The organism is Chryseobacterium sp. Tr-659 (assembly GCF_011752975.1).
In the GTDB taxonomy this organism is placed as follows: Bacteria; Bacteroidota; Bacteroidia; order Flavobacteriales; family Weeksellaceae; genus Chryseobacterium.
In genome coordinates this window covers 376,615-397,951 of sequence record NZ_VWWP01000001.1, presented here as the reverse complement: position 1 = coordinate 397,951, position 21,337 = coordinate 376,615, and the positions used below count along the sequence as shown (strand labels likewise).

General features: G+C 37.1%; 21 protein-coding genes. 17 read left to right on the top strand and 4 right to left on the bottom strand.

Translation table 11 applies throughout. From position 1 onward, the window contains the following. Window positions 1–78 precede the first annotated feature (78 nt). Complete coding sequence (locus F3J23_RS01700; RefSeq protein ID WP_167023143.1) at window positions 79–2,553, bottom strand: GEVED domain-containing protein; 2,475 nt, start codon at window positions 2,551–2,553, stop codon at window positions 79–81. A 223-nt stretch (window positions 2,554–2,776) separates the two neighbouring features. Between F3J23_RS01700 and F3J23_RS01695 the strand changes: the two genes are divergently transcribed. The 5 genes from F3J23_RS01695 (at window position 2,777) to proC (ending at window position 6,886) form a co-directional block, all read left to right on the top strand. Further along, entirely contained in the window at window positions 2,777–3,982 is a 1,206-nt protein-coding gene (locus tag F3J23_RS01695) for a pyridoxal phosphate-dependent aminotransferase (RefSeq protein ID WP_167023140.1), read from the top strand. Between the two features lie 11 nt (window positions 3,983–3,993). After that, entirely contained in the window at window positions 3,994–4,479 is a 486-nt protein-coding gene (locus tag F3J23_RS01690; RefSeq protein WP_167023137.1) for a hypothetical protein, read from the top strand. Window positions 4,480–4,482: 3 nt separating this feature from the next. Next, complete coding sequence (gene murB, locus F3J23_RS01685) at window positions 4,483–5,496, top strand: UDP-N-acetylmuramate dehydrogenase (RefSeq protein WP_167023134.1); 1,014 nt, start codon at window positions 4,483–4,485, stop codon at window positions 5,494–5,496. Window positions 5,497–5,509: 13 nt separating this feature from the next. Beyond that, window positions 5,510–5,917: a hypothetical protein gene (locus F3J23_RS01680; RefSeq protein WP_167023131.1), complete on the top strand. Its 408-nt coding sequence runs from the start codon at window positions 5,510–5,512 to the stop codon at window positions 5,915–5,917. A 165-nt stretch (window positions 5,918–6,082) separates the two neighbouring features. Further along, window positions 6,083–6,886 carry a pyrroline-5-carboxylate reductase gene (proC, locus tag F3J23_RS01675; protein ID WP_167023128.1) on the top strand — a complete coding sequence of 268 codons (804 nt, stop codon included), beginning with the start codon at window positions 6,083–6,085 and terminating at the stop codon, window positions 6,884–6,886. Here proC and F3J23_RS01670 read toward each other — a convergent pair. Next, entirely contained in the window at window positions 6,876–7,289 is a 414-nt protein-coding gene (locus F3J23_RS01670; protein ID WP_167023125.1) for a VanZ family protein, read from the bottom strand. The two genes, proC and F3J23_RS01670, sit on opposite strands and share 11 nt — an antisense overlap. Before the next feature lie 55 nt (window positions 7,290–7,344). On the opposite strand from F3J23_RS01670, the gene lnt reads away from it, so the two are divergent. Further along, window positions 7,345–8,979: an apolipoprotein N-acyltransferase gene (lnt, locus tag F3J23_RS01665; protein ID WP_167023122.1), complete on the top strand. Its 1,635-nt coding sequence runs from the start codon at window positions 7,345–7,347 to the stop codon at window positions 8,977–8,979. 181 nt (window positions 8,980–9,160) lie between these two features. Here lnt and F3J23_RS01660 read toward each other — a convergent pair whose 3' ends face one another. Next, window positions 9,161–10,873, bottom strand: a complete 1,713-nt coding sequence (locus F3J23_RS01660; protein ID WP_228455246.1) for a T9SS type A sorting domain-containing protein — start codon at window positions 10,871–10,873, stop codon at window positions 9,161–9,163. Window positions 10,874–11,116: 243 nt separating this feature from the next. On the opposite strand from F3J23_RS01660, the gene rpmB reads away from it, so the two are divergent. From rpmB to F3J23_RS01625, 7 genes are all read left to right on the top strand, one after another. After that, window positions 11,117–11,359: a 50S ribosomal protein L28 gene (gene rpmB, locus F3J23_RS01655; protein ID WP_002976757.1), complete on the top strand. Its 243-nt coding sequence runs from the start codon at window positions 11,117–11,119 to the stop codon at window positions 11,357–11,359. Between the two features lie 6 nt (window positions 11,360–11,365). Then, window positions 11,366–11,548, top strand: coding sequence for a 50S ribosomal protein L33 (gene rpmG / locus F3J23_RS01650; protein ID WP_027373683.1), 183 nt, complete (start codon window positions 11,366–11,368; stop codon window positions 11,546–11,548). A gap of 19 nt (window positions 11,549–11,567) precedes the next feature. Continuing rightward, window positions 11,568–11,720 (top strand): DUF4295 domain-containing protein, encoded by a 153-nt coding sequence (locus F3J23_RS01645; RefSeq protein ID WP_002976755.1) that lies wholly within the window; start codon window positions 11,568–11,570, stop codon window positions 11,718–11,720. Window positions 11,721–11,802: 82 nt separating this feature from the next. Continuing rightward, window positions 11,803–12,765 carry an MBL fold metallo-hydrolase gene (locus F3J23_RS01640; RefSeq protein WP_167023119.1) on the top strand — a complete coding sequence of 321 codons (963 nt, stop codon included), beginning with the start codon at window positions 11,803–11,805 and terminating at the stop codon, window positions 12,763–12,765. Window positions 12,766–12,915: 150 nt separating this feature from the next. Continuing rightward, window positions 12,916–13,383 carry a RidA family protein gene (locus tag F3J23_RS01635; protein WP_167023116.1) on the top strand — a complete coding sequence of 156 codons (468 nt, stop codon included), beginning with the start codon at window positions 12,916–12,918 and terminating at the stop codon, window positions 13,381–13,383. Between the two features lie 15 nt (window positions 13,384–13,398). Continuing rightward, on the top strand, window positions 13,399–14,352 hold the full coding sequence (ftsY, locus tag F3J23_RS01630) for a signal recognition particle-docking protein FtsY (protein WP_167023113.1): 954 nt from the start codon (window positions 13,399–13,401) through the stop codon (window positions 14,350–14,352). Between the two features lie 73 nt (window positions 14,353–14,425). Then, window positions 14,426–14,686: a GlsB/YeaQ/YmgE family stress response membrane protein gene (locus F3J23_RS01625; protein ID WP_167023110.1), complete on the top strand. Its 261-nt coding sequence runs from the start codon at window positions 14,426–14,428 to the stop codon at window positions 14,684–14,686. A 74-nt stretch (window positions 14,687–14,760) separates the two neighbouring features. Here the strand turns inward: F3J23_RS01625 and sppA are convergent, their stop codons facing one another. Beyond that, window positions 14,761–16,518 (bottom strand): signal peptide peptidase SppA, encoded by a 1,758-nt coding sequence (gene sppA / locus F3J23_RS01620; protein ID WP_167023107.1) that lies wholly within the window; start codon window positions 16,516–16,518, stop codon window positions 14,761–14,763. A gap of 20 nt (window positions 16,519–16,538) precedes the next feature. Here sppA and folK point away from each other — a divergent pair, with 20 nt between their 5' ends. The 4 genes from folK (at window position 16,539) to F3J23_RS01600 (ending at window position 21,314) form a co-directional block, all read left to right on the top strand. Next, complete coding sequence (folK, locus tag F3J23_RS01615; protein ID WP_167023104.1) at window positions 16,539–16,955, top strand: 2-amino-4-hydroxy-6-hydroxymethyldihydropteridine diphosphokinase; 417 nt, start codon at window positions 16,539–16,541, stop codon at window positions 16,953–16,955. A gap of 17 nt (window positions 16,956–16,972) precedes the next feature. Beyond that, the gene (locus tag F3J23_RS01610) at window positions 16,973–18,088 is read left to right on the top strand and encodes an OmpA family protein (protein WP_167023101.1); all 1,116 of its coding nucleotides are present in this window, start codon (window positions 16,973–16,975) and stop codon (window positions 18,086–18,088) included. A 51-nt stretch (window positions 18,089–18,139) separates the two neighbouring features. Further along, window positions 18,140–19,666 carry an OmpA family protein gene (locus F3J23_RS01605; RefSeq protein ID WP_167023098.1) on the top strand — a complete coding sequence of 509 codons (1,527 nt, stop codon included), beginning with the start codon at window positions 18,140–18,142 and terminating at the stop codon, window positions 19,664–19,666. A gap of 211 nt (window positions 19,667–19,877) precedes the next feature. Beyond that, window positions 19,878–21,314: an OmpA family protein gene (locus F3J23_RS01600; RefSeq protein WP_167023095.1), complete on the top strand. Its 1,437-nt coding sequence runs from the start codon at window positions 19,878–19,880 to the stop codon at window positions 21,312–21,314. Window positions 21,315–21,337 lie beyond the last annotated feature (23 nt).

The following is a 21,337-nucleotide window of genomic DNA, read 5'->3' as shown; positions in this document are numbered from 1 at the left end:
ATATTTTTCATCGTTTTGAATAAAAAAAGGCAGCTATACAAAATATAGCCACCTCAGGAAATTATTAACTCAAAATTTTTATTTTTTAATTGCTTTTACGGTAGATTTTGAACCATCTTTGAAATTCATTGTCACTAAATACAGGCCGGCATTCAATTCACTTAGCTGAAGTTCTTTTGCAGGACTATCAATAACTTTCACCACTCTTCCTGCTACATCAGTAATGATTACAGATTTTATATCTTTCGTATCCGCAATATGCAGAACATCTTTGAATGGATTAGGATATACATTCACCTCTTTTTTCTTCACCTCTGTCTCAGAAGTTGATAAAGACGTGGCTACTTCAAATATAAAATCAATAAATTCTCCTCGAGAAATAGCACCACAAGGGCTAGACGGTGCTGTACTGTTATAATCAGTCACAACCCTCATTCTATAATTTCCAACAGGAGTTCCTGCAGGTGCTGTAATAGAGCCTGTAGTAGTTGTTATATAAGTTGAAGTGGCAAACATTCTTTCCGAAGCCTCAAACGTCAAATTATTATTCCAGTCTACCCAAACCGCAATACCACATGTAGGCCCTCCGGCTGTGAAAGATATCGGAGTGTTAACTCCCGGAGCATTTGTTATCCTGTTATTAGTAGCTATTAAGTTTTGATATCCTCCCGTTACGCTCGAACCGGATGTATATGCCATATCTATAAGCGCTCCCGTGGAACTGAAGGAAGAAAGCCATGAATTCTGGGCTGTAGATGAAGGCAGACAATACCCTGTTCTGAATGTGGCAAGCTCACTCCAGATACTCTTATCTGACGCGCTGCATACAGATCTCACCCACACATAGTAATTTGAATCAGAAGACAAAGTGCTTAAAGGTGCTGAAGTTGTAGAAGAAGTTACAGAATTTGCAGCGTTTAAAACAGTAGATGCATCAGGAGCCGTACTGTTTGTGCTGTAATATACTTCATACCCATTTGCAGGGACAGAAGCAGGTGCCGTCCAACCAATTGTTGCAGCATTCATGGTAACATTTGATGAGACAACTGCAGTAGGCTCAAGACAGGAAGGAATATCCTGAACGGTAATATTATCAATATAAATAGAGCGGCTTGAACCTCCCAAACCATGTTTAAATGCTAATTGAAGATCAGTACCCGCAGGGATATTCACAGTGTATTGTGCATGGTTAGTCGTTAAGGTAATAGGAGATCCGATCTGTGTAAAAGAAGCCGGATCTGCAGGATTCGATAAAGTACCCACTAATAATGTATAATTACTTGATCCTCCTTTAGCATAAAATCTCACGCGCTTAGTTCCATCTGAAAGATTTATAGTGGGAGGAGCAACCAACATCTGGCTGCCTGTAGTGGCCGTTGAATTGTTAAGATAATAAGAATTAGGTGCTGAATACCCATTTGATGCAATTACATATCCGTAGCCTGCAAATGATGCACTTTCCAGATATGCCCAACAGCTGGGAGCATTTGTATTTGTTGAAGAACCCGCACTTGTAGTGTCAAAGTTTTCCGTATAAGGAGTAGTAAAAGTAGAACAAGCCGTTTTAAATGTGCCTCCAAAAGACCATACACTTTGGCTCGTTGCAGAACTACAGTTCGTTCTTACCCAATAATAATAGGTTGTATTTGAATTAAGATTTCCTATCGTAGTCCCTGTACCTGTCACTCCCGGATAGGTAGGTGTTACTGTATTGGCAGGTATTGTACTAGAAGTGCTGTGATATACATCGTAGCTTACAGCATTCGTAGGAGTGCTCCATGAAACTGCAGCGGAGTTGGCAGTAATACCTGAAACGGCCTGTAAAACAGGAGGAGCACAATCTGAATATACATCTGCAGAAAAAGCAAAAATATTAGGTATACCTGAACCGCTGGCTTTGGTTACGGTTACACTCTGTATGGGTTTGGTCTGGTTTGCCGTATCTATTGTTAATGCATTCTGATAAAGTCTTGGATCTGTAGTACTGGATTCCAGCGCATCTGAAGTTCTTTTAATTCTTCCTATTCCCTGTATTGCAAAATTGACCCCTCCATACCAGTCAGAAAGGCTGATTCCGGAAAATGTCTGGCTGGAACCATCCGTAAAATTAACTGTTACATTCACTGTAGAGGTTCCGCTCCCGCTGGTAGAAAGCATGTACAGGGTAAATGCACGCTTAGGTGCGGTAAAAGTAAGAGTTCCGCTATCATTGGCTGCTGCCAGTCTTAATGAATTATTCCCGCTTAGATTTCCCAATACATAGCTGAGCCCAGGAGTTCCTGCAACAACAGAATTGATAATACCATCCGATGGCAAACCATAGGTAATAGGTGTGCTTGTAGAAGTTAACTGAAAATCTCTTGCAACAAAAGCGTAAGAAACTCCATCTACATCATTACTGGTAGAAACAGATGAAGAACCTATTCCGTTAGCAATTACATCGGCAGTATAGCCTGAAGAAATGGGTAAAGTCTGAAAATTTTGAGCCATCATAGCCGTGGCAGAAAAAAGAGCAATAGCAGGTAAAGCTCTAGAAAATAAATTTATTGTCATTTTATTCACATTTGTTTTGAAAATTAATAAAAATTTCAATACAAAAAGATTATTTTTAATAAAAAATCAATATTAATTAAAAATATACTCAATATCATCGTTTTTATTATGAATTTTATTTTTTCAAAAAACCTATTCATAAACTAATGATCTGTTTCTAATTGATCCTTAATTTTATTATTGAGAAATTAAATCTTATTTTTGTCATACAAATTTTTGAACAATGCCGAATATTTCAAACAGAGCACTGCATATGCCGCCATCGCCGGTAAGAAAACTGGTTCCCTTTGCATTACAAGCAAAACAGAAAGGAATAAAAGTATATCACCTTAATATCGGACAGCCTGATATTGAAACTCCGGAAACAGCTTTAAATGCTTTAAAGAATATCGATCTGAAAGTATTGGAATACGCGCTTTCTGAAGGTAATATAGAATACAGAAAAGCCCTTACAGAATATTATCATTCTTTAGGTTTTTCAGACCTTACTCCTGATAATTTCATTGTAACCAATGGGGGTTCTGAAGCCCTTAATTTTGCCATCTCTACTTTATGCGATGAAGGTGATGAAGTGATCATTCCTGAACCTTATTATGCTAATTACAATGGTTTCACCAGCACATTCGATGTGAATGTTGTAGCGGTTCCTTCTACTATTGATACCGGTTTTGCTTTACCTCCTGTTGAGGAATTTGAGAAAAAAATCACAGAAAAAACAAGGGCGATCATCATTTGTAACCCTGGTAACCCTACAGGATATTTATATACGCGTGAAGAACTTCAGAAACTTGCGGAAATCGCTTTGAAATATGATATTGTAATCATTTCGGATGAAGTTTACAGAGAATATGTATATGACGGGAAACAGCAGATCTCAATGCTTGACTTCCCTGAACTAAGCGAGAACTGCATCATTATCGATTCCGAATCCAAGCGTTATTCTATGTGTGGAGTAAGAATCGGATGTATGGTTACACGCTCCAACAAAATCCGTAATGCAGCAATGCTTTTTGCTCAGGCAAGATTAAGTCCTGTCCTTTTGGGTCAGATTGCAGCAACTGCTGCCCACCAGAATGATGGTCCTTACATCAGAGCTGTAAGAGAAGAATATACTCACAGAAGAAATATATTGGTAGACCTTCTTAATGCTATTCCCGGAGTAATCTGTCCTAAACCTAAAGGAGCTTTTTACTGTGTTGCAGAACTTCCTGTAGACGATACGGAAAAATTTGCACAGTGGCTGCTTGAAAAATATTCTCTTAATAATGAAACCATCATGGTAGCACCTGCAGGAGGTTTCTACAGCGATCCTGAATTAGGAAAAAAACAGGTAAGAATTGCTTACGTTCTGAAAGAAGAAGATTTAAAAAGAAGTGCTGAAATTCTTAAAGAAGCTTTAAAGAAGTACAGAGAAGAATTTAGCCTATAAATTATACCACAATGCCGACAACAAAAAATATACATCTGAAAATACTGTTTTCGATTCTTTTGCTGTCGGCATTTTTTTCCTGTGATTTCAAAAAAACGGAACAAACAGTTACTCGTAAAAATCCGCATGAGATCACTTTTATCAGTTTATCACACATTGGCGGAACACTCGGTCATTACAACATTATCAAGATTACGGAAGATTCCGTTTTTGCAGAAAAAGGAATGACTTCCAACCAAACCCACAAAGAATGGAGATCAGGCATTACTACAGATACCTGGAGAAAGCTTATCTCATCTGTAAAAATTGAAGATCTTAACCACATTAAAAGCTCTCCGAGCCAGCAGTCGGTAGACGGTATAGATGAAACCATTCAGATCCGCACACCAAAGAAGTCGCACATCTATGTCAATGCCTTTGCAGACACTGTGCATTACAAGCAGCTAGAACAACTTAAAGAACAAATAGACAACATTCTTCCAAAAGAATACCGATAAAACATGCAAGAACATTTTTCCTTAAAGCCTTATAACACATTCGGCGTTGAAGCCCAAGCAAAATATTTTGCCGAAGTCAGTACCCTTGAAGAATTAAAAGAGGCCATCCTTTTTGCGAAAAACCACTCTCTTCCGCTTCTTTTTTTAGGAGGAGGAAGTAATATTTTACTGACAAAGGATTTTGATGGGATAGCAATCAAGCTTAATTTAAAAGGAATTTCCGAAGAAAGCATCAACGAAAATGAAGTTCTGGTCACGGCAAAAGCAGGTGAAAATTGGCATGAGCTCGTGATGTACTGCTTACAGAAAAACTACGGTGGGTTAGAGAACCTTTCTTTAATTCCCGGAAATGTAGGGACTTCTCCTATGCAGAATATCGGGGCTTACGGAACGGAGATCAAAGATATTTTTGAGAGCTGCCAGGTATTAGACCTTCAAGATCTTGAACTTAAAACTTTCAATCTTGAACAATGCAGATTTGGTTATAGAGATTCTATTTTCAAACAGGAAGGAAAGGGCAGATATGTTATTTTGGAAGTCATTTTCAAACTTACCCAAAAAGATCACCACATCAAAACAGAATACGGCGCTATCCAATCCGAACTGAAAAACATGGGAATTGAAACCCCTACCATCCAGGATATTTCCAAAGCTGTAATTCACATCAGACAAAGTAAACTTCCTGATCCTAAAGAGATCGGGAATGCTGGAAGCTTCTTCAAGAATCCAACCATTCCTTTAGCACAATTTGAAGCTCTAAAGCAAAAGTTTGAAAACATCCAGGGATACCCTAACGGAAATCAGGTAAAAGTCCCGGCGGGATGGCTGATCGAACAATGCGGCTGGAAAGGAAAACAGATTGGAAATGCAGCTTCCCACAAATTACAATCGCTGGTCATTATTAATGCCACGGGGAGCGCTACAGGAAAAGAAATTTTTGATTTTTCTACTGAAATTATCAACTCTGTGAAAGAAAGATTCGGGATTGAGCTTGAACGGGAGGTGAATATTATCTAAAAAGAATTAAAAAATGGGAAAAGATTTAAATGAAAAAGAATTTAAGAAGCTGATTCAAAAACACATCAAGAACACTGATTTTGTTAAAGTATATCTTGATGACGATTCTGCTATCTTTGGTTTTATAGTTAAATTTTCTGATCATTTTCTGATGATTGAAGAATCAAATGATTTTGCTTTAGTGGGCACTAAAATTGTTCTTTACAACAAAGTAAGGGGAATACGTCATAATAAATATGACAAAATTTCTAAGGCTATTTATTTAGATGAAAAACTTATACGATTTAATAAGAATATTATTGACAAAACAGATTTAGAAAGTGGAGAATCTCTTTTTAAATCAATCAAAAAACAAGATTTTCACTGTAATATTGATAGTAAAAAAAATAAAAAAATGTTTTTTCAATTGGTGAAATTTTAGAAGTAAATGAAAAATCAGTGATTATTAAGAACTATGACCCTGCAGGAAAATTCACAGCTCCTCATAAAATTCTTTTTAAAAATATAGATGTAATTAACTTTAACGACAACTACACCAAAGTCTTCAAAAAATATCTGAAGAAAAACAATTAATAAGCTCACAAATATGAAAATAGCTATTCTTGGAGCCGGAAATATGGGACTTTCATTTTCAAAATCATTTTTGAAGTATGAATTAATCAAACCGGAAAACCTTCACCTGATTATCAGAAGCCAGTCTAAAATCTCCAAAATAGCCGAAGATTTCCCCAAATCAAAAATTTCTACTTTTGAAGAAGTCAGAGATCTTGATGCCGATCTGATTATTATTGCTGTAAAACCTCAGGATTTCCAGACTGTAACCGAAAATATTCAATTTACTTTAAAAGAAAGCCAGATGATATTATCCATCATGGCCGGAATTAACATTGAGAAGATTCAGAAATCACTGAAACATCCTCTTGTGGTAAGAGCAATGCCAAACTCTCCTACTCTTCTGGGAATGGGAATTACAGGATATACGGCCGCAGACGGTATTTCTTTCAGTCAGCTGATCAGTATCGAAAGACTTCTGAACAGCACCGGAAGATCAGTTTATCTGGAAAATGAAGAACTTCTGGATGGAGTAACTGCCCTTTCAGGAAGCGGGCCTGCTTATTTCTACTACATTATTGATGCAATGATTAAAGCAGGAATTGAAATGGGAATTGAAGAAAATCTTTCCCAGCTTTTTGTAAAACAAACCATGTTGGGAGCCTATCATTTAATCAACAATTCTGAAAAAAGCCTTGAAGAACTGATTAAAGACGTTGCTTCCAAAGGAGGAACAACCGAAGCCGCTTTAAAAACATTCGAGGAAAACAGTTTCAAAGAAATTCTAAAACTGGGAATTCTGAATGCTGAAAAACGGGCTAAAGAACTCAACAACTAATTTTTTTCTCTATAATACAACGCATTTTCCATCCTAAATACACCCCAAAAGTATTCAGGATGATATCGTCTATTTCAAACACGCCCAGTCTTGTAAAATACTGAAGCGCTTCAACAATAACGATTGCTGATATAAAAGCGGAAAGCAGCGTCTTAAGATCTTTCAGTCTCGAAAATATCCAGCCCGAAAAGCCAAAAGGGATAAACATGATGATATTTCCAAGAATAATCATCATACTATACTTCCAGTCAATATTGTTCTCCACAAACTGTACGGTAGAAAAAACAGGCTCTATCCTGATCAGGTTATCCTCATACTGAAACCTGCCCATTCCCAGAAACATCAGGTAAAGCAAAAATAAAGTATAGGGTACAATAATGATTTTATATATTTTCTTTAACATCGGGTGCTAATATATTCATTTCAAAAACATTAAATTTGTGTATTAAAATAATTTAATGAAATACGTTCTGCTTACACTTATTTCAGCGATGCTGCTGTCGGTTTCCTGGCCTACTTATGGAGTTCCTTTTTTTATATTTTTTGCATTGGTTCCTCTTCTGATGATGGAACATGGGATCTCAAAATTTTCAGACTACAAAAGAAAGGGGCGCGTCATCTTCTGGCTGTCTTACCTCTGTTTCGTCATCTGGAATATAGTAACTACAGGATGGCTGTATGGCTCTAAGAACCCTGACGGAAGTCATTCTCTGATGGCCGTTTTATTTCCCGTACTGGTTAACTCTCTTTTATATTCTTTCATTTTTCAATGTTATCATTGGTATAAAAATGCACAGGGGACTTATTGGGGACTTGGATTTTTCATTGCTATCTGGATGAGTTTTGAAAAATTTCATCTGGGATGGGAACTCACATGGCCCTGGCTGAATCTGGGAAATGTATTTTCAGAATATCCGAAACTGATCCAATGGTATGATACTCTGGGAGCAACCGGAGGAAGCTTCTGGATCCTTCTGATCAATGTTCTTATTTTCTATACGGTAAGAACATGGGAGGCTGGAAGAAAAAGAAAAGATCTGATTAAAAATTCTTCTATTATAGCCGCTTTAATTGCCGTTCCGATGATAATTTCGGTAATTAAATACAATAGTTTTAATGAAAAACCATCCGGGCAGGTGAATGTACTGATGCTACAGCCTGACCTTGACCCGTATGCGGAAAAATATTCTAAGGACAGCCTTACCATAGAGCAGGATTTACTTACCCTTGCTGAAAAAAATTCAACCGGAAAAATTGATTATTATATCGCTCCGGAAACAGCACTTCCAGGCAGAGGTTCAATCTCTGAAACAGGCTTTGAAAAAAGTTTTCTTTTAAATAATATTAAAGGATTTCTCTCTAAGCATCCCGGATCTGTGTTTGCTACCGGTATTTCCTCTCATCGTTTCTATTTTGATCCGGCTACCATGCCGAAAGAAGCTTACGAAATTAATACGGGGCTCTGGATTACAAGCTATAATACAGCCATTCAACTGGCTCCTAATCAGAAAGTACAGGCTTATCATAAAGGGAAACTGGTTCCGGGGGTTGAAATATTCCCTTACATGAATGTTTTAAAACCGCTTTTAGGGGATGCCATGCTTAATCTGGGCGGAACGGTTGCTTCCCTGGGTACTGATAAAGAAAGAGTTGCCTTTTCAAATCCCTATAATAAAGGAAAACTGGCACCTATCATTTGCTATGAAAGTATTTATGGCGAATTTGTTACCGATTATGTAAAAAAAGGAGCTAATTTCTTAGGGATTATGACCAATGATTCCTGGTGGGGTGTTACCGAAGGACATAAGCAGCTTTTATCCTACGCCAGATTAAGAGCTATTGAAACCAGAAGGGAAATCGCACGTGCTGCTAATAGTGGTATTTCTGCTCATATTGACGCCAGAGGAGAGGTAACTGCTGATACTTTTTATGGAGATCAGACAGCATTATTTGCTAAAGTGAATTTATATGATACTATGACATTCTATACCAGAGCCGGGGATCTTCTTTCGAGATTTTCAATATTTGCTTTAGGATTTTTATTATTCTATTTTCTGATCGAATGGTTCAGGAATAAAACAAAGAAAGCATAATTGCCTTTAAACACGAATATTTCACACAAACAAACACAATTTGCGTGGGCTGCTGAATCCATAAGAATATGAATACAGGCTGATTTTGCTGATCATACAGATTTTGGAACAGGACCATATAAAAAAAGAAAAGCCAGCTGGACGTCTGGCTTTTCTCATGATAGAAGATAGAATGATTCAATTATTTAATCGTAAGTTTTCTTGTGGTTATTTCGTTTTTTATCTTCAGTTTTAATAGATACACTCCTTTAGGCAGATGGGAAACTTCAATAGACTGGTCTGCATGTAAACTAATATTCAGCTTTTTCCCATCCATTGAATACATTTCTGCTTCCGAAACTTTCTCTCCTTTAATATATACTTTATCAGAGGCAGGATTCGGATAAATAACAAGTTGAGATTTTCCTTTAACTTCCGCTGTTCCCAACATATTTTCTGCAGAAGCCTCAGAATAGACTTTTGAAGCATCAATTGATTTTACACTCCAATATACATTCTGGATTCCCGGATCTAAATCCAAAAACCATGAAGGTGTAGTGACTACATATTTAGCAATATCCTGAGCGCCTTGCGTGGTTCCTATTGTAATTTCATAACGCAAAGCATTTACAGGTGTTTTATCATCCGAAGCACCACTCCATGTAAAATTAAAACGGCTTCCATTTTTAGTCATATTCAGCTGGGTGGGTGGTGTTGGTTTTAGGTTGGCTGCTGTTGAATTATTTTTGAATACTTTCGTTAAAGAAGGAAAATCAGCTGCAGCCCAGTCAAACCCTCCCAACAGAACATCCAGATGATGGTCATTATTAAAATCAAATAAATGAACAAGTCCGGGACCTCCCAGAAGAGTTAAACCAGTTAATTGACCTTCAGTGAAATTCTGATTGGCAGGATTATAAATATAGGTTTTTACAACACCATTATAATTTTCATTTCCGGAAATGATAAAATCATAATATCCATCATTATTCAGGTCTCCAATATTCAGAGACATGTCGGAAATATCGTTTGTTGTTATGATATGTTGTGGAGACAAAGTTCCTGTTCCATCGTTCATTAAAACAGCAAAGTACGGATCATCATTTTCAGTTCTTCCGATTACGACCATATCCTGAAAGCCATCAGCATTAAAATCTGCAACATCAATTTTCCCGCTTGCTACCGGCTCAAGATCCTGTGTGGGAGTCAAAACACCAGCCTGATTCATATATACTTTGGATACAGGGCTTCCATTGATATCAGATCCGATAATCACAAGATCCAGAAGATGATCGTTATTCAAGTCTACAACTTTAAAGCTTCCGTTCTGAGTTCCTTCAATCCAGTTTTCTGTCATGGCAAAACCATTTCCCAGGTTGCGGTAATAATCCAATGTATTTCTAAAACCTGCTCCATCAAAATACTGGGTTCCGTTAAGTGCATAATCCGGTTTTCCATCATGATTGAAATCAAAAACTTCTAATGATCCGTAGATTTTTCCCGGAAGTTCATCTTCTTTTACAAAACCCGCTCCCGTATTTTTGAAACGATAATGTTTATAATTTACAACATCCATATAACTTAAACCGGTAGAAATAACATCCATCAGCCCGTCATTATTATAATCCATGAATTTTATATCTCCAAGATGCGTCACATCACCTCCAAGACCTGCATAGGGAGACAATGTTGTACCGTTATTTTGATATACTTCATTATAGGTACTATCTACATTTCCATCTCCGTCTGAATCTATGGCACCATTGAAAACAATATCCAATGTTCCGTTATTATCCATATCTGCAATATCGGCTGCAGCATAATAAAAATTATTCAGGCTGGTCTGTACTTCAGAAAAGCTTTGCGCCGTGATCCCAACCGGAAGCATAGACAATAGAATATAAATCCTCTTCATACTTGTTTTTATTTAGATTAATTAAAAACAAAGATAGATTAATAAATTCTGAGCTTAAAAAAAACCGTATATGAAATATATCAGCACTGATTATCTGCTATCTCCCAAGGATTCTGTTATTTTAAAAATTCAATATTATTAATCAGCTACTTATTTACAAATATTTTCCAAAAGATTTGTCTATATAAAAAATTCTTCGTTATTTTGCACTCTCAAATATTATACAAATAAGAACATCGAGATATGTCAAGAATTTGCCAAATAACAGGAAAGCGTGCAATGGTTGGTAACAACGTTTCTCACGCTAATAACAAAACGAAGCGTCGTTTTGAAATTAACTTATTAGAGAAGAAGTTTTACCTTCCAGAGCAAGATAAGCACGTAACACTGAAAGTATCAGCTCATGGATTGAGAGTGATTAACAAGATTGGAATCGAGGAAGCTATTGAAAGAGCTACTAGAAACGGATTGATTAAAAAGAATTAATAAATCATGGCAAAAAAAGGAAACAGAGTTCAAGTAATCCTTGAATGTACAGAGCACAAAGAAAGTGGTATGCCAGGAATGTCTAGATACATTTCTACAAAAAATAAAAAGAACACTACAGAGAGATTGGAATTGAAAAAATACAATCCTGTTCTTAAGAGATCTACCCTTCACAAAGAAATCAAGTAATTTATAAATATAATTTACAATGGCAAAGAAAGTAGTAGCAACCCTACAAAGCGGTCAGTCTAAAAAAATGACTAAAGTGGTGAAAATGGTTAAGTCTTCTAAGTCAGGAGCTTACGTTTTCGAAGAAAAAGTAATGAATGCTGATGAAGTAGATGGTTATTTAAAAAAATAATCAATACTTTATTTACAATATAAAAAACTACTCATATTTTGGGTAGTTTTTTTGTTATTTTTATATTCAAAAAAACATTCAAATGAAATCATTACTCACTCTGCTCATAGCCATCCCATTATTGAGCCAGACGCTTCATCAGAATATTAAAAATAATGAAAGTGCAAAAAGTACAAATAAAGGCGTAAGTCTTATTGTTCTAGGAAATGTACAGGATGCCGGTTCACCACAAGCGGGCTGTAAGAAAGAATGCTGTGCAGATCTCTGGAAACATCCGAAGCAAGATCGGAAAATAACTTCACTGGGAGTCATAGATTATGATTTGCAGAAAAACTATCTTTTTGATATAAGTCCTGATTTCACCCAGCAGGTCCAATTGTTACAGGAACAATCGGCTACCTTACAAAAAACAGCACCGGACGGAATTTTCATTACCCATGCTCATATTGGTCATTATACAGGACTGATGTTTTTAGGAAGAGAGGCCATGAACTCCAAAAATACCCCGGTTTATGCAATGCCAAGACTTAAAAAGTATTTTGAAAATAACGGCCCCTGGTCACAATTGGTAAATCTTCATAATATCGCTATTCAGGAAATGCAGAATGAAGTTCCTGTACAGCTCAGTACTCATCTGCAAGTAACCCCTATACAGGTTCCACACCGGGATGAATATTCAGAAACGGTAGGATACATTATTAAGGGGCCTAATAAAAAAGCGCTCTTCATTCCTGATATTGACAAATGGAGTACATGGAAATATAATATAGCCACCCTTATCAAAAGTGTTGATTATGCATTTTTAGATGCTACATTTTATGATGCAGAAGAAGTAGGATTTAGAAATATTTCGGAAATTCCCCACCCTTTCGTTGTAGAAAGTATGGAACTGTTCAAAGATCTGTCTCCTCAGGATAAAAAGAAAATTCACTTTATTCATTTTAACCATACCAATAAACTGTTGATTCCTGACAGCAAACAAAGCAAAAAGGTTTTGGCCAATGGATTTAATATCGCCAGACTCGGAGATAAAGTAGATCTGTAAAGATATCTGAGAAATAAGGTCACCAATCCTTACACAACAAGTGTTTGTATGAAAGACAAGCTCACATTTTATAGATAATCTAAAAAAAACACTCATCTTTTGGGTAGTTTTTTTGCTATCTTTGTCCACCAGATTATTAATCAACAAAATATGAAAAAGATTTTTGTTCTGGTTTGCACCGTAACTTTTCTATTTTCATTCAGCCAGAAAACAATGAATCCGATAGAATATAAAAGTTCGCCAAAAGTTTTCAACATAAAAGGACTATCACAATCAGTAAGTATTGATTATGGAAATTCCAAAATGATTTTATTATCCGGACAGGTGCCTTTGGATTCGGAGGGCCGTCTTGTGGGGAATAATGTAGAAGAGCAGGCTCATCAGGTTTTCAGAAATATTGAAAGCATTTTGAAAGAGTACGGAGGTACGGGAAAAGACATTATCAAGCTGGGAATATTCATTACAGATATTTCCAAAACTCCGGATTTCAGGAAAGTGAGAGACGAATATGTTAACCTCCAGAATCCTCCCGTAAGCAGCCTTGTAGAAGTAAGCAAGCTTTTCAGAGATGATGTACTTATAGAAGTAGAAGCCACAGCAGTGATTAAAAACAAATAAGAATAAACTAAAACTATGAGTTGGTTTAAAAATATTTTTAAAAAGGAAGAAAAAGAAACCTTAGACAAGGGATTGGAAAAATCCAGCCAGGGATTCTTTGAAAAAATGACGAAAGCCGTAGTCGGTAAAAGTAAAGTAGATGATGAAGTACTTGATGATCTTGAAGAAATACTGATTGCATCGGACGTAGGCGCATCTACCACCATAAAGATCATAGAAAGAATTGAAGAACGTGTTGCCAGAGACAAATATGTAGGGGTAAACGAACTTGATAAAATTCTTCGTGAAGAGATTTCAGGATTACTGCTTGAAAATCCACATGCGAGTACAGGAAATATTGATGCTTCTAAAAAGCCATATGTCATCATGGTTGTAGGAGTAAATGGAGTTGGAAAAACAACCACTATCGGAAAACTGGCACACCAGTTCAAATCAGAAGGGAAAAAAGTGGTTTTAGGAGCGGCTGATACCTTCAGAGCGGCTGCAGTAGACCAGCTTACCATCTGGAGTGAAAGGGTTGATGTACCTATTGTAAAACAGGGAATGGGTTCAGATCCTGCCTCTGTTGCATTTGACACCGTACAAAGCGCCGTAGCTCAAGATGCTGATGTAGTTATTATTGATACAGCAGGAAGACTCCATAACAAAATCAACCTGATGAACGAGCTTTCCAAGATTAAAAGAGTAATGCAGAAAGTAATTCCTGATGCCCCTCATGAGATCTTACTGGTTCTTGACGGTTCTACGGGACAGAATGCATTTGAACAGGCAAAACAATTCACAGCAGCTACAGAAGTAAATGCTTTAGCAGTAACAAAACTGGACGGAACCGCAAAAGGAGGTGTTGTAATCGGGATCTCCGATCAATTCCAGATTCCGGTGAAATACATTGGTGTAGGTGAAAAAATGCAGGATCTGCAGCTTTTCAATGGTACGGAATTTGTAGACTCATTCTTCAAGAAAAGATGATTTATATCATGTTTTCCCTTATATTAGTAAACAAATCATTTTTTAAATATTAACAATTAAAAAATTTGCAACTATGGGAATTATAACATGGATCTTATTCGGACTTATTGCAGGTGCAATCGCTAAAATGATCATGCCCGGAAATCAGGGAGGAGGATGGCTTATTACCATCATTCTTGGAATTTTAGGAGCATTTGTAGGAGGTGCTATAGGAGTTTACATTCTACATTGGGGAGACGTTACTTCCTTCTGGAATCCAAGAAGCTGGATTCTCGCCATCGGGGGAGCTTTAATTATCCTCTGGATTTATGGAATGGCAACAAAGAAAAGCTGATAAAAAGCTGATAAAAAATAAAATCCCGGATCTGAAATTCAGATCCGGGATTTTTGTGTACAATATAAATTTAGTTAGTTATTAATTCTGATCTGATAAGGCATTTCCATTTTTACCTCAGACTGTAATTTTTTGTCTGTAATCTGTTGTAAGATCTCGTAGTTGGACTTCCCTATCTTATTTTTGATAATTCTCGCAGAAACATCCTCTTCATTCAGATCATTGAAGAATTGCTCAAATGGTGACATTTTCTTAGGAAAAGCATCAACCTGGTAAGATTTTAGCCCTGCTTTCTGTGCCGCAAATTTTACGGCATCATTCAGTGTTCCCAGTTCATCCACTAAACCGATCTGTTTGGCACGAACTCCGCTCCACACTCTGCCTCCGCCTACGTTATCAATCTGTTCAAAAGTTTTCTTTCTGTTTTGTGTTACAAAATGTACAAATCTCTTGTAAGTACCTTCTACACTTCTTGTCATCATATTCACACCGTAAGGAGTCACACCATTCAATCCTGAATAATACATAGAATTTGCATTGGTGCTAACCACATCTGCCCGGATCCCGTTTTTATTGGCAATATCTTTATAATAAGGCATTACACCGAAAACCCCTATGGAACCTGTAAGTGTGTTAGGCTCTGAATATATTTTATCCGCTGCCATCGCAACATAATACCCTCCTGAAGCGGCATAGTCTCCGAAAGAAACTACCAATGGCTTTTTCTTTTTCAACTGCTGTAATTCAAATAAGATTTCATCTGATGCATTAGCACTACCTCCAGGAGAATTGATTCTGAACACCACTGCTTTTACTTTATCGTCATCTTGTAGTTTTTTAATGTATTTCACATATTTTTCAGAATGAATATCATTATAGTTATCTCCATTATTGATGGAACCAGAAGCATAAAGAATAGCTACCTTCTCACCTGAACTATCTTCGCCAGCATAAGAATTGATATAGTTGGTTAAAGAAATCTTGTTCAGCTTATCTTTGTCTTTTAAGCTCAATTTTGATTTAATCATATCTTCATATTCCGATTTCTGAATAAGCTTATCTGCTAATTTGTATTTTAATCCCTGCTCAGGAATCATACCGTATAAACTGTCCACAATAGTTTTGAACTGGGCGGTATCAATTTTTCTTGAAGCAGCCATTTTATAGGAAGTATTTTTCCAAAGATCATTCAGCAAAGTACTCAGCTGTTCTTTGTTTTCAGGGGAAATATCATTTCTTAAGAAAGGTTCTACCGCTGATTTGAATTTACCATGACGGATCACCTCAATACCGATACCATACTTATTAGCAAAATCTTTAAAGAATGTAACTTCCGTAGCCAGCCCCTTCAGCTCTATCCCGCCGGCAGGATGAAGATAATATTGATCTGCTACAGATCCCAGATAATAAGCAGATTGTGAAACTCCGTTTCCATACGCATATACAAATTTTCCGCTTTTCTTAAAATCTTCGATCGCATTTCTAAGGTCATCAATTTGCGTAAGGCCTGCATTCACTTCATCAGTTTCAATGCTTATTCCTTTAATATTATCATCGGTCTTAGCCTTGTTAATAGCTTCCAATGCATCATATAAAAGGATGCTCTTATTTTGGTTGTTTATCCCAAAAAATCCCATCTGCTCTTCAGTTGGACTGTCGATGATATTTGTTTTTAAATTAATCGTAAGAACCGAGTTCTTTTTCACAGCTACCGACTTATCACTCCCCATAGAACTGAACACAAGCATCATAATGAAAAAGATGAAAAATAAAGCGCAAAGTATGATTATTGCTACTATATTTGCCAAAACATTTTTAAAGAAACTTCTCATAAATCAATCAATTTTCCAATATGTCGCAACATAAGGTCGTTTTGTTACTAGGAAGTAACTTAGGAGAGCAAAAAAAAAATGTAGAGCTGGCATTAAAGAAGATCAGTGATGCTGGAAATCAGATTTCACAAACCAGCGATTTTTTAATGTCTGATCCCGTAGAATTTGCCAGTTCCAATATTTTTTGTAATATTGCAGCAATAATATTCACACATCTTTCACCAATTCAACTGCTTGATTGCATTAAGAATATCGAAGTTGAAATGGGAAGAATTAATGATTCTAAACTATCCGGAGGCTATACCGACAGGATAATTGATATAGATATCATTACGTATAATGAATTAAATTTTAAATCAGAAAGATTAGAAATCCCTCATAAAAAACATCTTTTTGAAAGGGATTTTTCCAGAATATTATTAAGAGATTTTATATAAAACATAAAACATATTGTATGAAATTAGGTTTATTATTATTGGCTACAACCTTGCCGATTGCTGCTTTCGCACAGAACAGCGGCACTACAGTAAACTCATCTACTGAGTATCCTAATACATTCTCCTCAGGTTCCGCTAATGTACAACCCTTTGACAACAAAGCCAGACGCTTTAGAGACTGGTCTATTTCTGTTGGTGGAGGTGCTGCATTTATGGTTCACTCTGATCTTAAATCCATCCGAAAGGATAAAACCAATTGGGGGTATAATGCCTATGTAAGTATAGATAAGCAAATCTCACATACTTTCGCATTAAGCCTGATCTACACAAGAGGAGAAACGAAACAGACCGGACAACTTCCGGGAGCTGCTGGTGTAGCAGCTGGCGTTGCTACAGCAACAACGCAATTTGACCAACTCGCTTTATTAGGAGACATTAACTTCACAAATCTATTCAGAAGAGTAGACAACCATTCTCCTTACAGATGGGCATTTCATGGATACATGGGATTTGGACTTCAGGGATTCAGAACTTCGCTGCATGACAATGATGAAAACAGATGGAGTACTAATCCAAGAAGAACACCTTTGTTTATTAAACAAGACCTTGGTATCAGTTCCATCTATTATCAGGGAGGTATAGGATTGAAATATAATGTTTCAAAACTTATTGACGTTGAAGCGAGAACCATGTACATCATCAGTGGTGATGATGAATTCGATGGTGGCGGCTGGGGCGATGCAAGAGCTTATGATCCTTCCACACCAGGTTCAAAATATAACATGCTTAATCCTAGAAGATCAGATAATGCGTGGACTGTAAGTTTAGGTGTATCTTTCAAACTGGGTAAACAAATGTCTCACCTGGCCTGGCATGATCCGCTTCAGGAAGCATATTACAGAACAAGCGTTTTAGAAAACGCATCTACCGATCTTGTTGTTTGCGAAAAAGGAGACGCAGATAATGACGGAGTGTGTGATGATTGGGACAGACAGCTTGATACTCCTGCAGGAGCAAGAGTAGATGGTGCCGGAGTTGCTTTGGACATAGACCTTGACGGAGTTATTGATCTTTATGATAAGTGCGTAACGGTTCCTGGACCTGTTGAAAACAATGGATGCCCGATCAAATAATAAGATTGAAAGATTATTTTTTTCAAAAAAAAAATCAAATAATAATACACGATGAAATTAAGTTTAGCAATTGTTGCATTTGCTATGGCCGTTCCCATGGCCAGCTATGCACAAGACTCTACAGCAGCTTCCAAAGGAGAATATCCTAACACATTTTCTTCAGGATCTGCTAATGTTTCCCCATTCAACAATCAATCGAAAAGATTTAACGATTGGTCTATTTCAGTAGGAGCAGGTGTTCCCCTTCTTCAATCTGCAGATCTGACTTCGATTAAGAATGGTAACGGTAAAAACCTTTTCGGATATTCAGCTTATGTAAGTATTGATAAAGCGATTACCCATGCTTTCGGGATCAATTTACAATATGACAGAGGTGAAACAAGACAAGGGTGGTTCAATACCAAAGATGCCGCTCCGGATGCAACCGCAGTAGCAGGCAGAACCCAGTATGATGCGATCTCTATCTTAGGAGATATCAACTTCTCTAATCTGTTGAGAAGAGTAGATAACCACTCCCCTTACAGATGGGCACTTCACGGATATGCCGGTATTGGTACTATTGCTTACAGAGCTTACCAGAAGACAAGCAAAGGCCAGCAGTTAATGACTGAGGTTAAGCCTTTCCAATTAGGTTCTCTGTTCATGCAGGCAGGAGCCGGATTGAAATTCAAAGTTAACAGAAGAATTGATATTGAAGGTAGATTGATGTATGTAGTAACTGGTGATGACGAGTTTGATGGTGGTGGTGATGCTTACAGCGCAATCAACAAACGTTCTGAGCAGATTTCCGACAACTTCTTCAACGCAACTTTAGGTCTTTCTTTCAAATTAGGAAAACATGAATCTCACGTAATGTGGCATGATCCTCTTCAGGAAATCTATTACAAACTGGATGTACTGGCTAATAAAAACCAGGATATTGAAGTATGTAAAAAAGGTGATGCTGATAACGATGGGGTTTGCGATGATTGGGACAGACAGCTTGATACTCCTGCAGGAGCAAGAGTAGATGGCGCAGGAGTTGCTCTTGATGTTGATCTGGACGGTGTAATAGACCTTTACGATAAGTGTGTAACCGTTCCGGGACCTGTTGAAAATAACGGATGTCCAATCGAGAAAAAGGATAATAATAAAACAGCTGTTCAAGTAGAACAAACATTAAAAGACATTTATTTCAACTTTAATAAAGCAACCATCAGACCTGAATCTAACAGTAAGCTTGATGTTGCCGCTTCAATCATTAAAGAAAATGGAGGTAATTATCTGCTAACAGGTCATACCGATATTAAAGGAAGCGCTGCATATAATCTAAGACTGTCTAAAGAAAGAGCTGCAGCTGTAGTAGCCGCTCTTGAAAGCAGAGGAGTTAATGAAAATGTATTGAAATCAAGAGGTGTTGGTTCTGAAGATGCAACTGTTGCTGCATCAGCATCTGATGCTGAAAGAATGAGAGACAGAAAAGTTACAGTAAGATTCATAGAAAGTTCTCAATGGGATGCCATCAAAAAGAAAGACTATGAAGATGCTCCGGTAAAAAAACCGGTAAAAAAAATTCAGGCTAAGAAAAAGAAAAAATAATTTCTTATCATACCTATAACCGAAAAGAATAGCTCTTTTCGGTTTATTTTTTTTCTACTACGAATTTTTTTACATACCTTTATATCATTTTCAGGGCTACATGTATAAAACAGGCTAAAAATCAGCCAGTTCGTTCTGAAAAAAAATAATAAAAAATCACTTTTTAACGTAAAAAATCATTTAAAATAACTTAACTTAAAAAAATAACACTATGAAATTAAGTTTAGCAATTGCTGTATTAGCTTTGGCGATTCCTACTGCCAGCTTTGCACAAGACTCGACGGCAGTTTCAAAAGGAGAGTACCCTAATACATTTTCTTCAGGGTCTGCCAATGTTTCCCCATTCACCAATCAATCCAAAAGATTTAACGATTGGTCTATTTCAGTAGGAGCAGGTGTTCCCCTTCTTCAATCTGCAGATTTAACCTCTATTAAAAACGGTAACGGTAAAAACCTTTTTGGATATTCAGCCTATGTAAGTATTGATAAAGCGATTACCCATGCTTTTGGGATCAATTTACAATATGACAGAGGTGAAACAAGACAAGGGTGGTTCAATACCAAAGATGCCGCTCCGGATGCAACCGCAGTAGCAGGCAGAACCCAGTATGATGCTCTTTCTATTTTAGGAGATATCAACTTCTCTAATCTGTTGAGAAGAGTAGATAACCACTCCCCTTACAGATGGGCACTTCACGGATATGCCGGTATTGGTACTATTGCTTACAGAGCTTACCAGAAGACAAGCAAAGGCCAGCAGTTAATGACTGAGGTTAAGCCTTTCCAATTGGGTTCTCTGTTCATGCAGGCAGGAGCCGGATTGAAATTCAAGGTGAGCAGAAGAATCGATATTGAAGGTAGATTGATGTATGTAGTAACTGGTGATGACGAGTTTGACGGTGGCGGTGATGCTTACAGCGCAATCAACAAACGTTCTGAGCAGGTTTCTGATAACTTCTTCAATGCAACTTTAGGTCTTTCTTTAAAGTTAGGGAAACATGAATCTCACTTAATGTGGCATGATCCTCTTCAGGAAATCTATTACAAACTGGATGTACTGGCTAATAAAAACCAGGATATCGAAGTATGTAAAAAAGGTGATGCTGATAACGATGGGGTTTGCGATGATTGGGACAGACAACTTGATACTCCTGCAGGAGCAAGAGTAGATGGTGCGGGAGTTGCTCTTGACACTGACCTGGATGGTGTAATTGATCTTTACGATAAGTGTGTAACCGTTCCGGGACCTGTTGAAAACAACGGATGCCCACTAACTCCTACCGGGCCTGTAGTAGAAACAGAAACTAAACTGGAAGGAATTGAATTTGACTTAAATTCTGACAGAATTTTACCGTCGAATACACCAATCTTAAATAACGCAGTAAACTATATCAACTCCTCAAATGGTTCTTATAATGTAATTGGAGCTACTGATACAAGAGGTACTGACGCTTATAACCAAAAACTTTCTGAAAGAAGAGCGAACAACGTTAAAAATTATCTGATCAAAAACGGTGTTCAATCTGGTAAAATAAACGCAATCGGTAAAGGTGAAAAAGACCTTAAATACCCTGAGTGTGAACCAGCAACTAAATGCCCTGAATGGAAAAACAGAGCGAACAGAAGAGTTTACTTCGAAGCTAAATAATAAACTTATTATGTATTATATGA

Coding starts and splice junctions, on each gene's coding strand:
- F3J23_RS01700 (WP_167023143.1), bottom strand. CDS start 2,553: ATGACAATAAATTTATTTTCTAGAGCTTTACCTGCTATTGCTCTTTTT.
- F3J23_RS01695 (WP_167023140.1), top strand. CDS start 2,777: ATGCCGAATATTTCAAACAGAGCACTGCATATGCCGCCATCGCCGGTA.
- F3J23_RS01690 (WP_167023137.1), top strand. CDS start 3,994: ATGCCGACAACAAAAAATATACATCTGAAAATACTGTTTTCGATTCTT.
- murB (WP_167023134.1), top strand. CDS start 4,483: ATGCAAGAACATTTTTCCTTAAAGCCTTATAACACATTCGGCGTTGAA.
- F3J23_RS01680 (WP_167023131.1), top strand. CDS start 5,510: ATGGGAAAAGATTTAAATGAAAAAGAATTTAAGAAGCTGATTCAAAAA.
- proC (WP_167023128.1), top strand. CDS start 6,083: ATGAAAATAGCTATTCTTGGAGCCGGAAATATGGGACTTTCATTTTCA.
- F3J23_RS01670 (WP_167023125.1), bottom strand. CDS start 7,289: ATGTTAAAGAAAATATATAAAATCATTATTGTACCCTATACTTTATTT.
- lnt (WP_167023122.1), top strand. CDS start 7,345: ATGAAATACGTTCTGCTTACACTTATTTCAGCGATGCTGCTGTCGGTT.
- F3J23_RS01660 (WP_228455246.1), bottom strand. CDS start 10,873: ATGAAGAGGATTTATATTCTATTGTCTATGCTTCCGGTTGGGATCACG.
- rpmB (WP_002976757.1), top strand. CDS start 11,117: ATGTCAAGAATTTGCCAAATAACAGGAAAGCGTGCAATGGTTGGTAAC.
- rpmG (WP_027373683.1), top strand. CDS start 11,366: ATGGCAAAAAAAGGAAACAGAGTTCAAGTAATCCTTGAATGTACAGAG.
- F3J23_RS01645 (WP_002976755.1), top strand. CDS start 11,568: ATGGCAAAGAAAGTAGTAGCAACCCTACAAAGCGGTCAGTCTAAAAAA.
- F3J23_RS01640 (WP_167023119.1), top strand. CDS start 11,803: ATGAAATCATTACTCACTCTGCTCATAGCCATCCCATTATTGAGCCAG.
- F3J23_RS01635 (WP_167023116.1), top strand. CDS start 12,916: ATGAAAAAGATTTTTGTTCTGGTTTGCACCGTAACTTTTCTATTTTCA.
- ftsY (WP_167023113.1), top strand. CDS start 13,399: ATGAGTTGGTTTAAAAATATTTTTAAAAAGGAAGAAAAAGAAACCTTA.
- F3J23_RS01625 (WP_167023110.1), top strand. CDS start 14,426: ATGGGAATTATAACATGGATCTTATTCGGACTTATTGCAGGTGCAATC.
- sppA (WP_167023107.1), bottom strand. CDS start 16,518: ATGAGAAGTTTCTTTAAAAATGTTTTGGCAAATATAGTAGCAATAATC.
- folK (WP_167023104.1), top strand. CDS start 16,539: ATGTCGCAACATAAGGTCGTTTTGTTACTAGGAAGTAACTTAGGAGAG.
- F3J23_RS01610 (WP_167023101.1), top strand. CDS start 16,973: ATGAAATTAGGTTTATTATTATTGGCTACAACCTTGCCGATTGCTGCT.
- F3J23_RS01605 (WP_167023098.1), top strand. CDS start 18,140: ATGAAATTAAGTTTAGCAATTGTTGCATTTGCTATGGCCGTTCCCATG.
- F3J23_RS01600 (WP_167023095.1), top strand. CDS start 19,878: ATGAAATTAAGTTTAGCAATTGCTGTATTAGCTTTGGCGATTCCTACT.